The 14,331-nt window shown below is 71.4% G+C and carries 8 protein-coding genes; 6 read left to right on the top strand and 2 right to left on the bottom strand.

Annotated features, from left to right (window positions below; translation table 11 throughout):
* Nucleotides 1-59: 59 nt before the first annotated feature.
* The 3 genes from OHA17_RS33790 (at nt 60) to OHA17_RS33780 (ending at nt 5,142) form a co-directional block, all read left to right on the top strand.
* The gene (locus OHA17_RS33790) at nt 60-518 is read left to right on the top strand and encodes a MarR family winged helix-turn-helix transcriptional regulator (RefSeq protein ID WP_053728482.1); all 459 of its coding nucleotides are present in this window, start codon (nt 60-62) and stop codon (nt 516-518) included.
* Nucleotides 519-540: 22 nt separating this feature from the next.
* Nucleotides 541-3,489: an FAD-binding and (Fe-S)-binding domain-containing protein gene (locus OHA17_RS33785; RefSeq protein ID WP_406509634.1), complete on the top strand. Its 2,949-nt coding sequence runs from the start codon at nt 541-543 to the stop codon at nt 3,487-3,489.
* 264 nt (nt 3,490-3,753) lie between these two features.
* Entirely contained in the window at nt 3,754-5,142 is a 1,389-nt protein-coding gene (locus OHA17_RS33780; RefSeq protein WP_406509633.1) for a Gfo/Idh/MocA family protein, read from the top strand.
* 44 nt (nt 5,143-5,186) lie between these two features.
* Here the strand turns inward: OHA17_RS33780 and OHA17_RS33775 are convergent, their stop codons facing one another.
* A complete protein-coding gene (locus OHA17_RS33775; RefSeq protein ID WP_406509632.1) occupies nt 5,187-6,794 on the bottom strand; it encodes a peptide-N4-asparagine amidase in 1,608 nt (535 codons plus the stop codon).
* Between the two features lie 161 nt (nt 6,795-6,955).
* Here OHA17_RS33775 and OHA17_RS33770 point away from each other — a divergent pair, with 161 nt between their 5' ends.
* On the top strand, nt 6,956-8,782 hold the full coding sequence (locus OHA17_RS33770) for an ABC transporter transmembrane domain-containing protein (protein WP_406509630.1): 1,827 nt from the start codon (nt 6,956-6,958) through the stop codon (nt 8,780-8,782).
* Complete coding sequence (locus OHA17_RS33765) at nt 8,779-10,560, top strand: ABC transporter ATP-binding protein (protein WP_406509629.1); 1,782 nt, start codon at nt 8,779-8,781, stop codon at nt 10,558-10,560. Before OHA17_RS33770 ends, OHA17_RS33765 begins: the two co-directional genes overlap by 4 nt.
* A 320-nt stretch (nt 10,561-10,880) precedes the next feature.
* Here OHA17_RS33765 and OHA17_RS33760 read toward each other — a convergent pair whose 3' ends face one another.
* Nucleotides 10,881-11,672 (bottom strand): metal-dependent hydrolase, encoded by a 792-nt coding sequence (locus tag OHA17_RS33760; RefSeq protein WP_053724280.1) that lies wholly within the window; start codon nt 11,670-11,672, stop codon nt 10,881-10,883.
* A gap of 85 nt (nt 11,673-11,757) precedes the next feature.
* Here OHA17_RS33760 and OHA17_RS33755 point away from each other — a divergent pair, with 85 nt between their 5' ends.
* A complete protein-coding gene (locus tag OHA17_RS33755) occupies nt 11,758-14,331 on the top strand; it encodes a DEAD/DEAH box helicase (protein ID WP_406509628.1) in 2,574 nt (857 codons plus the stop codon).

The following is a 14,331-nucleotide window of genomic DNA, read 5'->3' as shown; positions in this document are numbered from 1 at the left end:
GGAGCATAGCTCATTGTTACCTATACTCACAATGAACGGGGTCCTGTTATTGTTCCCGTATGCAGCCACACATTTCCCGGGCCCCCGACGCCGACGGCCTGCTGGCCGAGCAGTTGCTGCGGCTGACCCGCCGACTGCACCGGATCCAGAAGCAGCACCTGGAGCCGGTCGGCATCACGCCCGCGCAGTCCCGGCTGCTGCGCACCGTCGCGCACTGGAACGAGCCGCCGCGCATGGCCGATCTCGCCGCGCGCCTCGAAGTGGTCCCGCGCGCCGTGACCACGCTGGTGGACGCGCTGGAGGAGAGCGGGGACGTGCGCCGGGTGCCGGATCCGACCAACCGCCGGGTGATCCGCATCGAGCTCACGGACGCGGGCCGCGCCACACTGCGCGCCCTGCGCAGCGCGCGCCGGGGCGCCGCAGAGGAGATCCTGGCTCCATTGACCGCCGACCAGCGCGAGGTGCTCGGCGGGCTGCTGACGGCTCTGGTGGACGGATCTCCGGAGCGCCGCTGCTGACGGACCCGAGGAGGCCGTGGCCATGCCGCTGCTTGAGCCCGATCCGCGAAGCCTCCGCCCCGCGGGACGCCGCGAGCCCTCTCCCGACCGCGTCCCCGACCGCCTCGCGGGCGGCACCCCCGAGCCGCTGCGCTCGGAGCTGATCGCGCTGCTCGGCGCGGACAAGGTGTACTGGAAGGTCTCCGACCTCGTGCGGTACGCCTCGGACGCCAGCCCGTACCGCTTCGTCCCGCAGGTCGTGGTCATCGCCGAGGACATCGACGACGTCTCCACGGTCCTGTCGTACGCGCACGGCAGGGGCCGTGAAGTCGTCTTCCGGGCGGCGGGCACCAGCCTGAACGGGCAGGCTCAGGGCGAGGACATCCTGGTCGACGTGCGCCGGCACTGGGCGGGCATCGAGGTGCTCGACGACGGGCTGCGGGCGCGGGTGCTCCCGGGGACCACCGTCGTCCGCGCCAATGCCGCGCTCGCCCGGCACGGCCGGGTCCTCGGGCCCGATCCGGCGAGTGCGATCGCCTGCACGATCGGCGGGGTCGTCGCCAACAACGCCTCGGGCATGACCGCGGGCACCACCCGCAACTCGTACCGGACCGTCTCCTCGCTCACCTTCGTGCTGCCCGGCGGCACGGTCGTCGACACCGGTGACCCGGGAGCCGACGAGGACCTCGCGCATGCCGAACCCCGGCTCTGCGAGGGCCTGTTGGCGCTCAAGGCGGAGATCGAGGCGGACGCGGAGCTGACCGCCCGGATCCGCGCCAAGTACGAGATCAAGAACACCAACGGCTACCGCCTGGACGCGTTCCTCGACGGGTCGACGCCGGTCGAGATCCTGCGCGGGCTCATGGTCGGCTCCGAGGGCACCTTCGGCTTCATCTCGGAGGTCGTCTTCGACACGCTGCCGCTGGACCGCCTGGTGTCCACGGCGCTGCTCTTCTTCCCCTCGCTGCCCGCCGCGGCGGCGGCAGTGCCGCTGTTCAACGAGGCGGGCGCGATCGCCGTCGAGCTGATGGACGGCAATACGCTGCGGGCCTCCGTCAGCGTCAAGGGGGTGCCCGCCGACTGGGCCGGGCTGCCCAAGGACACCACCGCGCTCCTGGTGGAGTTCCGGGCGCCCGACGAGGCGGCCCAGGAGGCGTACGAGCGGGCCGCGACCGAGGTGATGGCCGGGCTCGAACTCGTCGCGCCCGTCGCCTCGGTGACCAACGAACTCACCCGGGACGCGCGGACGATCGCCGAGTACTGGAAGGCTCGCAAGGCCTTCGTGACGGCGGTCGGGGGGTCCCGCCCCGCCGGTACGACACTGATCACGGAGGATTTCGCGGTGCCGCCGCCCAGCCTCTCCGAGGCGTGTGCGGCGCTGCTCGAACTCCAGGCCCGGCACGGCTTCGACGCGGCCGTCGCCGGTCATGCCGCGCACGGGAACCTGCACTTCCTGCTGGCCTTCGACGCGGCGAAGCCGTCCGACGTCGAGCGGTACGCGGCGTTCATGGACGAGTTCTGCCGCCTCACGGTGGAGCGCTTCGACGGATCGCTCAAGGCCGAGCACGCCACGGGCCGCAACATCGCGCCGTTCCTGGAGCTGGAGTGGGGGCCGAAGGCGACCGAGCTGATGTGGCGGACCAAGCAAGTCATCGACCCCGACGGAGTGTTGGCGCCGCGCATCGTGCTCGACCGCGATCCGCAGGCGCATCTGCGCGGGCTCAAGTCCATCCCGCAGGTGGAGCCGATCGCCGATCCGTGCATCGAGTGCGGCTTCTGCGAGCCGACCTGCCCCAGCCGCGACCTGACCACCACACCCCGCCAACGGATCGTGCTGCGCCGGGAGTTGATGCGCCAGCCGGACGGTTCAGCGGTCGAGTCCGGCCTGCTCGACGCGTACGGTCATGACGCGGTCGACACCTGCGCCGGTGACTCCACCTGCGCCCTCGACTGTCCGGTGGGCATCGACACGGGCGCCCTGATGAGGGAGTTCCGGCACCGCCGGCACAGCCCGCGCGAGGAGCGGGTCGCGGCGCTCGCCGCCCGGAATTTCAAGGCGGTCGAGGCCTCGGCGCGGCTCGCCGTGGCGGCGGCGGACAAGGTCGGTGACCGGCTCCTGGAGCGGGTCACCGGGCTCGCCCGCCGAGCCGTGCGCCCCGATCTCGTGCCGCAGTGGCTGCCCCAGATCCCGGGCGCGGCCCGCGCCACGCTCCCCCGCACCGAACGCGTCGGCGCCGTTGCCGTCTACTACCCGGCCTGCGTCAACCGCATCTTCGGCGAACCCGAGGGCTTCCGGGGGCCCTCGCTCCCCCAGGCGCTGGTGGCGGTCTCCGAGCGGGCCGGGCGGCCGGTGTGGATCCCGGACGACGTGTCGGGCACCTGCTGCGCCACGATCTGGCACTCCAAGGGATACGTCGAGGGCAACGCGGTCATGGCCAACCGCATCGTCGAGGCCGCGTGGGGCTGGACCGCCGGGGGCCGGCTCCCCCTGGTCGTCGACGCGTCGTCGTGCACGCTCGGCATCGGGCACGAGGTGGTGCCGTATCTCACCGCCGACAACCGGGAGTTGCACCGCGAGCTGAAGGTGGTCGACTCGGTGGTGTGGGCCGCGGAGGAGTTGCTTCCGCGCCTGACGATTCTGCGCACGGCACGGTCCGCCGTCCTCCATCCCACGTGCTCCATGCGGCACTTGGGCGACGAGGCGGAGCTGCTGGCCGTCGCCTCGGCCTGTGCGGAGGAGGTGGTCGTACCGGACGACGCGGGGTGCTGCGGGTTCGCCGGGGACCGGGGGATGTTGCATCCGGAGCTCACGGCTTCGGCTACGGCCCGGGAGGCGGCGGAGGTCTGTTCGCGCCGGTACGAGGCGCACTTGTCGGCCAACCGGATGTGTGAGGTGGGGTTGGAGCGGGGTACGGGGCGGCGCTACTACTCCGTGATTCTGGAGCTTGAGCGGGCGACTCGGCCCGGGCCGGAGTACCTCAGGCGGAGTTAGCGGAGTTGGGCGCGTAGTCGACCGCGGACCATGCGTGGCTGAGCGCTCCCCCAAGTTTTCGGCTTCTCCCCCCATCGCGGCTGAGCCGCACGATGCCAGTTCCCCGCGCCCCTGGTAGGGCGCCCAGCACGTCACCCCCGGGCGACACGCGCACCCCGCACTCTTGCGCATCACCTGTCCCACCCTTCAAAGTCCTTACCTGAGTTCGGTAAAGGGCGCGCAAATGGCTGCCCATGCAAGTCTCGTCGATCGCCTGGAGGTTCGATGAACGACGCGGTACCGGAGCAGCACGACGTCAGTCGGCGGTCCGTTCTGTGGTCTGCGGGGGCCGCCAGTGCCGGCCTCGCGTTCGGGGCCACGCCCGCGGCAGCGGAGGAGGCGCCCGCTCAGGAACCCGGACGCCAGGGCCGGAGCATGATCGGGGTGCCCTTCCAGCGGCGTTCGACCGTGCGCGTCGCGCTCATCGGGCTCGGCAATCGAGGCGGGGCGATGATCGACCTGTACCTCGCCGTTCCGGGCGTCAAGGTGGTGGCGCTGTGCGATCCGGTGAAGGCGAAAGCCGAGCGAGCCGCCGCCAAGGTCACGGCCGCCGGGCAGCCCGCGCCGGCCGTGTATGCGCATGGCGACCACGACTACGAGCAGCTGCTCAAGCGCGGCGACATCGACTTCGCGCACGTCGCGACGCCCTGGGACTCGCACTTCGAGATCGCCAGGTCGGCGCTCCTCAACGGAGTTCACGTCGGCGTGGAATGCCCCATCGCGCTCCAGCTCGACGAGCTGTGGGGCCTTGTGAACCTCTCGGAGCGGACCCGCAGGCACTGCATGCAGCTGGAGAACTGCTGTTACGGCCGCAACGAGATGCGGGTGCTGCGCATGGCGCACGCGGGCAAGTTCGGGGATCTGCTGCACGGCGCGGGCGCGTACAACCACGATCTGCGGGGCCTGATGTTCGACCCCGCGTACTACGAGGGCCCGTGGCGCAGGCTCTGGCACACCCGGCTGCGCGGCGACCTGTACCCCAATCACGGCTTCGGGCCGGTGGCCAACTACATGGACCTCAACCGGGGCGACCGCGCGGTCAGCATCGTCAGCGTCGGCTCGCCCTCGCTCGGTCTGGCCCAGTACCGGGCCGCCAACATGCCTGCGGGCGACCCGAGTTGGAAGGAGACGTACATCGAGAGCGACCGCACGATCAGCCTGGTGCAGACCGCGAAGGGCCGGGTGATCCGGCTTGAGCACGACGTCTCGACCCCGCATCCCTACAGCCGGATCAACAGCCTCGGCGGCACCAAGGGGCTCTTCGAGGACTACCCCGAGCGGATCTACATCGAGCCGGACCACAAGAACGACGAGTGGGGCGACTTCTCGAAGTACGCCGAGTGGGACCACTGGCTGTGGAAGGAGCACGCCGATCCGCCGGGCGGGCACGGCGGGATGGACTACATGCTGGTGTTCCGGCTGATGCAGTGCGTGCGCCTGGGGCTCGTGCCCGACTTCGACGTGTACGACGCGGCGACGTGGACCTCTCCGGTCCCGCTGAGTAATCTGTCGATCAAGCAGCGCGGCATGCCGCAGCAGATTCCCGACTTCACACGAGGTGAGTGGAAGAAGTCCCGCCCCGGGATGGATTCCGAGAAGCCCGTCGAGGTGTGAGCCGCGGGTACCCCCGGCCTCTGCCGGCCGGGGGCAGCGGCCGCTCAGCAGTGCCGGACGTCCTCGGTCAGGGTGCCCTGGGCCGTCTTCAAGCTGCGGTCGTAGCAGCCGTCCGAGCCGTACAGGCGGTAGCGCTCGGCGGAGGTGCCCACCGCGTGGCGCTGCTCGCGCGGCACGTTCATCGTCCAGGAGGCGTCACCCTGATAGGTGTCGTCGAGGTGCGAGAAGACGGTGGGGCGCGCGCCGCGCAGGGTGAGGGCGTCCGCCCGGTCGCCGAGGCTGATGACGGTGCGCAGCCGGCCGTCGGCGCCGATGGTCGTGGTGCCGTCCATCGTGTACGTGCGGTTGTCGCGGGCCGTCACGGCGGGGCCCCGGCCGGATGTCGTCACGCTCTGGTCGTCGCGCCAACTCCCCTTCAGCGCATCGGTGTTCTCGCCCTCGGCCCAGCGGTGCACCGAGTCGGCCGACACCGAACGGGCCACCGTCGTGGTGACGCGGCCGTGCGAGGTGTTGAGGTAGCCGGCCGTGGTGAGCCGGTGGCTGCTGCTCGCGTCGAGCCGCAGTTCCGGTGAACCCGGCTTGTACGTCGTCGAGTTGACCGGCGCCGTCTCGTCGTGCCGGGTCAGCCCGCCCGTCACGACCTTGCTGCCCTTGTCCTGCCAGATGAGCAGGTTCGTCGGAGTGGACCAGCCGGCCTGCCCGGCGGGGACCCCGGCGACGGAGACCTCGACCTGGTGCGGGCGGCCGTCGTTGAGCAGCGCCGCGTACGGCGTCAGGTCGTATTCGACGGGCTTCACGTCGAAGGCGCGGGGTGCGGGGACGACGTACCAGAGGAAGGGGTTGGACCAGCCGCCCGTCCATACGGTGGGGAACGGGGCGGCTATTCCGGCGAGTTGGCCGTCGACCTTGATCTGCACCTCCCGGTTGGGCCCTGCCGGCGCCTTGCAGGAGTAGGCGGCGGGGTCGGGGACCGCGAGGTACCAGAACTCCTCGCAGCCGCCGCCCGAGCCGGTCGCGTACACCTCGGCGACGACGCGTTCCGCGTTGCGCGGGGTGGTGACCTGCGCGGTGTCCAGCGGGAGCACCTTGTCGGGGGTCGCGGCGGGCGCGGTGCGGCCTTCGGCGGCGTAGAAGGTGAGGGTCACCTTGACGTCGATGACGCCGGTGTAGGTGTCGTCGACGGCGTTGCCGATGAGCATCTCGACGGGCTGGGCGGCGCGGAAGGTGTCGCTGTAGCGCGTGACGTCCTTCTCGACGTTCCAGGCGATGCCGTCGACCGAGGGTTCCGGCGTCGAGGTGCGCAGCACTTCCACGCCGCCCACGTGGAGATAGCCGAGCCGGTCGTACTGGCGCCCCTTGACCTTGCCGTCGAGGTGCAGCACCACCTTGCTCCAGCGGTCGCCGCAACCCTTGGGGGGTGCGTAACTCCCCTTGTAGGGCGTGTAGTCGCGGAACTGGGCCTCAGCCAGGGTGACTTGGCAGGACTTGGTGTGCGGGGTGGCCACCGGCGGCGCCGCGGTCAGCGGGTCGTGCCAGTCGGTGCCGAACTCGGCGGGCGGGGTGTCGGCAGCGGCGGCCGGGCCCGCGCCGAGCACCAGACCGGCGGCCAGGGTGAGGCCGCCGAGCATGGACATGATCTTTCGTCGTCTCATGGGTCAGGAGTGAAGCGCGAGCGCGGCCGGGACGCCAGACCCGAGGGGCGGACCTTGGCGGGTTCTGTGCCCCAACGCGGAAAAATCGATTGAAATCCGCAAGCGGAAAGGGCGAACCTTGCACGGCTCAGGCCACTCGATGCAAGGAATCCCGGGACGTCATGCAGATTCGCGATCTTCCCTTTACGGATCCAGGCGAACCGGATGTCCGCTCGGGTCCCCGCTTCCTCTACTGGCTGGGCCGCAATCAGCTCGGCGGCCAGCTCAAGGCCCTCGCCTGGGGACTGCTGCACCAGTGCGGCATCGCCGGGCTGCCGCTGACCGTCGGGCTCGCCGTGCAGGCGGCCGTCGACCGCTCGGGCAACCGGCTCGCGCTCGCGGCCGCGCTGAACGTGCTGCTCGGCGTGGCCATCGCGGTCGGCGAGATGATGCTGCACCGCACCGCGGTCACCAACTGGATCACCGCGGCCGCCCGGGTGCAGCAGCTGCTCGCGCGCAAGACCGCCGAGCTCGGCTCGGTGCTCACGCGCCGGGTCGCGGCGGGCGAAGTGGTCGCGGTATCGACGGGTGACGTGGAAAAAATTGGATGGTTCGTGGAGGCGCTCTCGCGCTTCGCGGCGGCCGCCGCCGCACTCGTGATCATCTGTGTCGGGCTGCTGATCTACCAGCCCGCGCTCGGCATCGTCGTCGCGATCGGCGTGCCCGTACTCGCCCTGGCCGTCCTGCCGTTGCTGCCGCGCGCCACCAAGCGCGCGGACATCCAGCGCGAAAAGGCGGGCCGGGCAACGGAGTTGGCGTCCGACACGGTCGCCGGGCTGCGCGTGCTGCGGGGCATCGGCGGCGAGGAGCTGTTCCTCGGCCGCTACCGCGAGGCCTCGCAGGAGGTCCGCCGCGCGGCCGTGCGCAGCGCCCGCATGTGGTCGCTGATCTCGGCGGTCCAGGTGCTGCTTCCGGGCCTGCTGCTCATCACGGTCGTCGTGTACGGCGCGCGCCTGGCGCTCGACGGGCGGATCGCGGTGGGCGAACTGGTCACCGTGTACAGCGCGGTGACGCTGATGCTGTACCCGCTGCAGCACTTCGAGGAGATCGCGATGGCGTACTCGTTCTCGCGGCCCTCCGCGAAGCGGGCGGCGCGGGTGCTCGCGCTCCAGCGGGTCACCGCCCCGGCCGGGACGGACACGGGGGTGTCGTCCGGGCCGGGGCGGGCTCTGCCGTCCGGTGATCTGTACGACCCGGGGACCGGGCTGCTCGCACCCGAGGGCCGGTTCACGGCCGTGGTGTGCGGTGACCCGGACGCGGCCGGGCGGCTCGCGGACCGGCTCGGCGGGCATGCCGCCGAGCCGGACGAGCTTCCTTCGGTGCTGCTCGGCGAGGTCGCGCTCGACGGGCTCGCGCTGGATGACGCCCGCACCGTCGTCCTCGTCCAGGACAAGGATCCGGTGCTGCTCTCGGGCACGCTGCGCGAGTTGCTCGACGTGCCCTCGTCCGGGCAGGTCGAGGCGGCGGACGCGCTGGCCGCGGCGCAGTGCGGTGACGTACTGGAGGCGCTCGCACAGGCCTCGGTCGACGACGGCCAGGACCCGATGGGCACCCGGATCACCGAGCGCGGCCGGTCGCTTTCGGGCGGGCAGCGTCAACGTCTGGCCCTGGCCCGGTCGTTGGTGTCCGACCCCGAGGTCCTGGTGCTCGACGAGCCGACCTCGGCGGTCGACTCGCACACCGAGGCGCGGGTCGCGGACGGCATCAAGCGGCTGCGGGCGGGACGGACGACGGTCGTTTTCACGTCGTCGCCGCTGCTGCTCGACCTGGCCGAGCGGATCGTGTTCGTGCACGACGGCGAGGTCGCGTCGGTGGGCGTGCACCGCGAACTGGTGCACACCGACGCCCGCTACCGCGCGGTCGTCACCCGCGAGACGGACGAGGAAGAGTCGAAGACGATGCCGCAGGCGCCGTCACGGGCGATGGAGAAAGTGGAGGAGACGGCATGATCGGCGTGGCAGCACCGGAGTACGACCCGGCGGCCCCGCAGTCGGCCACCACCCTGCCGGTGGGCACCCCGGCGACGGTGCGTTCGTACGTGAGGGAACTCATGCGGCGTCACCGCAAGGCGTTCTCGGTCCTGATCGGGGTCAACGCGGTCGCCGTGATCGCCTCCATGGTCGGGCCCTACCTCCTCGGCGGCGTCGTGGAGGACCTGTCGAAGGGGTCCCGCGACCTGCAACTCGGCCGCGTGGCAGCCCTGTTCGCGGTCGCGCTGATCATCCAGACGGTGTTCGTGCGGATGGTGCGGCTGCGCGGCGGGATGCTCGGCGAGGAGATGCTGGCCGATCTGCGCGAGGACTTCCTGGTGCGGTCGGTCGGGCTGCCGCCGAGCGTCCTTGAGCGGGCCGGTACGGGCGACCTGTTGTCCCGGATCACCACGGACATCGACCGTCTTGCCAACGCGATGCGCGAGGCCGTGCCGCAGCTGGCGATCGGTGTGGTGTGGGCGGCGCTGCTGCTCGGCGCGCTCGGGATCACGGCCCCGCCGCTGGCGCTCGCGGTGCTGATCGCGCTGCCGGTGCTCATCGTGGGCTGCCGCTGGTACTTCCGGCGCGCGCCCGCGGCCTACCGCTCGGAGGCCGCCGGTTACGCGGCGGTCGCCTCCGCGCTGACCGAGACGGTCGACGCGGGCCGCACGGTCGAGGCGCACCGCCTCGGCGCCCGCCGGATCGCGCTCTCGGACCAGCGGGTCAAGGAGTGGACGGCGTGGGAGCGCTACACGCTGTGGCTGCGGACGGTGCTCTTCCCCGTGGTCAGCGTCAGCCACATGACGATCATGGTGTCGGTGCTGACGATCGGCGGGGTCTTCGTCCTCAAGGACTGGATCACGGTCGGCCAGCTCACCACGGGCGCGCTGCTCGCCCAGATGCTGGTCGAGCCGGTCGGGCTCATCCTGCGCTGGTACGACGAGCTCCAGGTGGCCCAGGTGTCGATCGGGCGCCTGGTCGGCGTGCGGGACATCGAGCCCGACGCGGGTGACGCCGGGGTGCGCCCCGACGGGCGGCACGTCGCGGCGGACGGGGTCCGCTTCGGCTACCGCGAGGGCGTGGACGTGCTGCACGAGGTGTCGCTGTCGGTGGCCCCGGGCACCCGGGTCGCCCTGGTCGGGCCGTCCGGCGCGGGCAAGTCGACCCTCGGCCGGCTGCTCGCCGGGATCTACTCCCCGCGCGAGGGCCGCGTCACTCTTGGCGAGGCCGAGCTGTCGCGGATGCCGGCGGAGCGGGTGCGCGAACATGTCGCCCTGGTCAACCAGGAGCACCACGTGTTCGTGGGTTCGCTGCGGGACAATCTGCTGCTCGCCCGTACGGGCGCCGACGACGCCGAGCTGTGGGCGGCGCTCGGGGCGGTCGACGCGGACGGCTGGGCGCGGGCCCTCGACGACGGCCTCGGTACGGAGGTCGGCTCGGGCGGACTGTCGCTGACCCCGGCACAGGCCCAGCAGATCGCGCTGGCCCGGCTGGTGCTCGCGGACCCGCACACGCTGGTCCTGGACGAGGCGACCTCGCTCCTGGACCCGCGGGCGGCCCGCCACCTGGAGCGCTCCCTTGCCCGCGTCCTGGACGGCCGCACCGTCGTGGCGATCGCGCACCGGCTGCACACCGCGCACGACGCGGACGTCATCGCGGTGGTCGAGCGCGGCCGGATCAGCGAGCTGGGCAGCCACGACGAGCTGGTCGCGGCGGACGGCGCGTACGCGGCACTGTGGCGGTCCTGGCACGGTTAGCCTGCGGCGCGGGGGGGGGCTCGGCACTCCGGTGCTGGGCTCCTGCCCCGGCCCCCGGCCCCCGGTTCGTTGTTCGGCGCGGGCCGTGCGGGGCTGAGCGCGCAGTTCCCCGCGCCCCTAGCGGCATGCGGTACGGGCATCCCCAGCCTGTCATGGGGGTCCCCCCTGGCCCCTAAGGCCTTGGGGGAGTTTGAGGACGAGCGCCCTCAAGGCGCGAACGGGGTCTGGGGCGGAGCCCCAGGAAACCCCGCCCCTTCCCAACCCCCGGAGGCCACGCGGCGGAGCCGCAGAGTGTCACAGCGGGAAGGGGCGGGGCGGGGTCAGATGAAGTTCAGCGCGCCCGCCGCGCCTATCCCGCCGAGCACCATGAACGCCGGCATCAGGACCTTCAGCTCCACCCAGCTGCCCGCCCGGAAGCGCATGCCCTTCGGCGGGCCGATGGGGTGCCAGCGCTTGCGGCCCAGCGGGATCGGCCACAGGATCGGGCAGCCCGAGACGGTCAGGGCGTCGCCGATGTCGTGGACGAGGGCGCCGAGCACGATGGGCAGGCCCAGCCACAGGTACTCCTGGCCGGGGCCGCTGAACAGCCAGTCCGAGCCGTTGCCCGGCTGGTCGAGGACGCCGGCCAGGATCCACGCGCTGGTCGCGCCGAGCGCCCACACCAGCACGTCGCTGGAGACCCGGGCGGCCCGCCACAGCAGGCCTTCGACGGCGAGGACCAGGTGCACGAAGAGGATCGCGAGGACCGCCCAGCGCCCGCCGAACACCGCCGCCGCGGAGGCGCCCGCCCCTATCAGGACGGCCCACAGCCAGGTGTGGGTCAGCGTGCGGTGGCCGCCGTTGCGGCGCGGGTCGCCGGGGCCGCGGGTCGCCTTGTAGACGGCGTGCGACAGCTCGTCGACGATGCCGCACAAACCGCGCGACACCGGCCCGAAGGCGCGCGAGATGGTCGCCGACTTGTGGTCGAGGTCGGGCGCGAGGGCCGCACCCGCCGTGATCAGGGCGCCCACGGCGAGCACCGGCCACGGCATGGGGTGTCCGGCGGCGGCCGCTGCCGCGCCCACCCCGAGCCAGGCCGCGGCCCCCGACAGTGAGTGCGCAGGTCCCATCATGACCGTGCCCCGCCCCATTTCCTCTTGTTCCGTGCGTCAGTTGACGGCCCGTCCGCGGACGGGCCGAGCTGGCAGCCTACCTGCGATGATCTTCGGGTCGGCGGCCGGTTCCCGCTTCCGGCCGTGCGCCAGGCAAGATGGGGGCGTGACCCTTATCGATCAGCTGCCGCCGAGTGCCGACCCCGATGCCCTTTTCGAGGCCTTCTCCACCTGGGCCGAGGACCAGGGCATCAACCTGTACCCGGCCCAGGAGGAGGCGCTGATCGAGGTCGTGTCCGGGGCGAACGTGATCCTCTCCACCCCGACCGGCTCCGGAAAGAGCCTGGTGGCGGCGGGTGCGCACTTCGCGGCCCTGGCCCGGGACGAGGTGACCTTCTACACCGCGCCGATCAAGGCGCTGGTCTCGGAGAAGTTCTTCGACCTGTGCAAGCTCTTCGGCACCGAGAACGTCGGCATGCTGACCGGCGACGCCTCGGTGAACGCGGACGCGCCCGTCATCTGCTGCACCGCCGAGGTGCTCGCCTCCATCGCGCTGCGCGACGGCAAGCACGCCGACATCGGCCAGGTCGTGATGGACGAGTTCCACTTCTACGCCGAGGCCGACCGCGGCTGGGCCTGGCAGATCCCGATCCTGGAACTTCCCCAGGCGCAGTTCGTCCTGATGTCGGCCACCCTCGGCGACGTCGCGATGTTCGAGAAGGACCTCACCCGCCGCACCGGCCGCGAGACCGCGGTGGTCCGCTCGGCGACCCGGCCCGTGCCGCTCTCGTACGAGTACGTCACGACGCCCATCACCGAGACGCTGACCGAGCTCCTCGAAACCCGGCAGTCGCCGGTCTACATCGTGCACTTCACGCAGGCGCAGGCGGTCGAGCGGGCGCAGTCGCTGATGTCGATCAACATGTGTACGCGCGAGGAGAAGGACAAGATCGCCGACCTGATCGGCAACTTCCGCTTCACCACCAAGTTCGGCCAGAACCTGTCCCGTTACGTCCGCCACGGCATCGGGGTGCACCACGCGGGCATGCTGCCCAAGTATCGCCGCCTGGTCGAAAAGCTCGCGCAGGCGGGCCTGTTGAAGGTCATCTGCGGCACGGACACCCTCGGCGTCGGCGTCAACGTGCCCATCCGTACGGTCCTGTTCACCGCGCTCACCAAGTACGACGGCAACCGGGTCCGCACGCTGCGGGCCCGTGAGTTCCACCAGATCGCGGGCCGCGCCGGGCGGGCCGGGTTCGACACCGCCGGGTTCGTGGTGGCACAGGCGCCCGAGCACGTCATCGAGAACGAGAAGGCGCTCGCCAAGGCCGGCGACGACCCGAAGAAGCGCCGCAAGGTGGTCCGCAAGAAGGCCCCCGAGGGCTTCGTGGCCTGGTCGGACACCACCTTCGAGAAGCTGATCGGCTCCGATCCCGAGCCGCTGACCTCGCGCTTCCGGGTCACCAACATCATGCTGCTTTCGGTGATCGCCCGGCCAGGCAACGCCTTCGAGGCGATGCGGCACCTCCTGGAGGACAACCACGAGCCGCGCAAGGCGCAGCTGCGGCACATCCGCCGGGCCATCGCGATCTTCCGCTCGTTGCTCGACGGCGGCGTGGTGGAGCAGTTGGAGACCCCCGACGCCGAGGGCCGCACGATCCGGCTCACCGTCGACCTCCAGCAGGACTTCGCGCTGAACCAGCCCCTGTCGACGTTCGCGCTCGCCGCCTTCGACCTCCTGGACCCGGAGTCGCCGTCGTACGCGCTCGACATGGTCTCGGTCGTCGAGTCGACCCTTGACGACCCGCGCCAGATCCTCGCCGCGATGCAGAACAAGGCGCGCGGCGAGGCCATCGGGCAGATGAAGGCGGACGGCGTCGAGTACGAGGAGCGCATGGAGCGGCTCCAGGACATCTCGTACCCGAAGCCGCTGGAAGAGCTGCTGTGGCACGCCTACAACGTGTACAAGAAGTCGCACCCGTGGGTCGGTGACCACCCGGTCTCGCCGAAGTCGGTCATCCGTGACATGTACGAACGGGCGCTCACCTTCACGGAGTTCACCTCCTGGTACGAGCTCGCGCGCACCGAGGGCATCGTCCTTCGCTATCTGGCGAGCGCGTACAAGGCGCTCGACCACACCATCCCGGACGACCTGAAGACCGAGGACCTGGAGGATCTGATCGCCTGGCTGGGCGAGATGGTGCGCCAGGTGGACTCCTCGCTCCTGGACGAGTGGGAGCAGCTCGCCAACCCGGAGGTGCAGACCGCCGAGGAGGCGCAGGAGAAGGCCGACGAGGTCAAGCCGGTCACGGCCAACGCCCGCGCCTTCCGGGTGCTCGTACGCAACGCGATGTTCCGCCGGGTCGAGCTGGCCGCCCTCGACAACGTCGACGCGCTCGGCGAGCTCGACGCGGAGTCCGGCTGGGACGCGGACGCGTGGGGCGAGGCGATGGACAAGTACTGGGACGAGTACGACGACCTCGGCACCGGTCCCGACGCGCGCGGCCCCAAGCTGCTCGCGATCGAGGAGGACGCGGCGCACGGCCTGTGGCGCGTCCGCCAGACGTTCGCCGACCCGAACGGCGACCATGGCTGGGGCATCAGCGCGGAGGTCGACCTGGCGGCGTCCGACGAAGAGGGCCGCGCGGTGGTGCGCGTCACCGACGTCGGCGAGCTCTGA

The organism is Streptomyces sp. NBC_00212 (assembly GCF_045206365.1).
Classification (GTDB): domain Bacteria; phylum Actinomycetota; class Actinomycetes; order Streptomycetales; family Streptomycetaceae; genus Streptomyces.
This window is presented reverse-complemented; position numbering and strand designations above follow the sequence as displayed.

What these genes read in the sequence shown, in the direction of transcription:
- OHA17_RS33780 (WP_406509633.1), top strand. Translation starts at nt 3,754, where the DNA reads ATGAACGACGCGGTACCGGAGCAGCACGACGTCAGTCGGCGGTCCGTT.
- OHA17_RS33775 (WP_406509632.1), bottom strand. Translation starts at nt 6,794, where the DNA reads ATGAGACGACGAAAGATCATGTCCATGCTCGGCGGCCTCACCCTGGCC.
- OHA17_RS33765 (WP_406509629.1), top strand. Translation starts at nt 8,779, where the DNA reads ATGATCGGCGTGGCAGCACCGGAGTACGACCCGGCGGCCCCGCAGTCG.
- OHA17_RS33755 (WP_406509628.1), top strand. Translation starts at nt 11,758, where the DNA reads ATGATCTTCGGGTCGGCGGCCGGTTCCCGCTTCCGGCCGTGCGCCAGG.
- OHA17_RS33760 (WP_053724280.1), bottom strand. Translation starts at nt 11,672, where the DNA reads ATGATGGGACCTGCGCACTCACTGTCGGGGGCCGCGGCCTGGCTCGGG.
- OHA17_RS33785 (WP_406509634.1), top strand. Translation starts at nt 541, where the DNA reads ATGCCGCTGCTTGAGCCCGATCCGCGAAGCCTCCGCCCCGCGGGACGC.
- OHA17_RS33790 (WP_053728482.1), top strand. Translation starts at nt 60, where the DNA reads ATGCAGCCACACATTTCCCGGGCCCCCGACGCCGACGGCCTGCTGGCC.
- OHA17_RS33770 (WP_406509630.1), top strand. Translation starts at nt 6,956, where the DNA reads ATGCAGATTCGCGATCTTCCCTTTACGGATCCAGGCGAACCGGATGTC.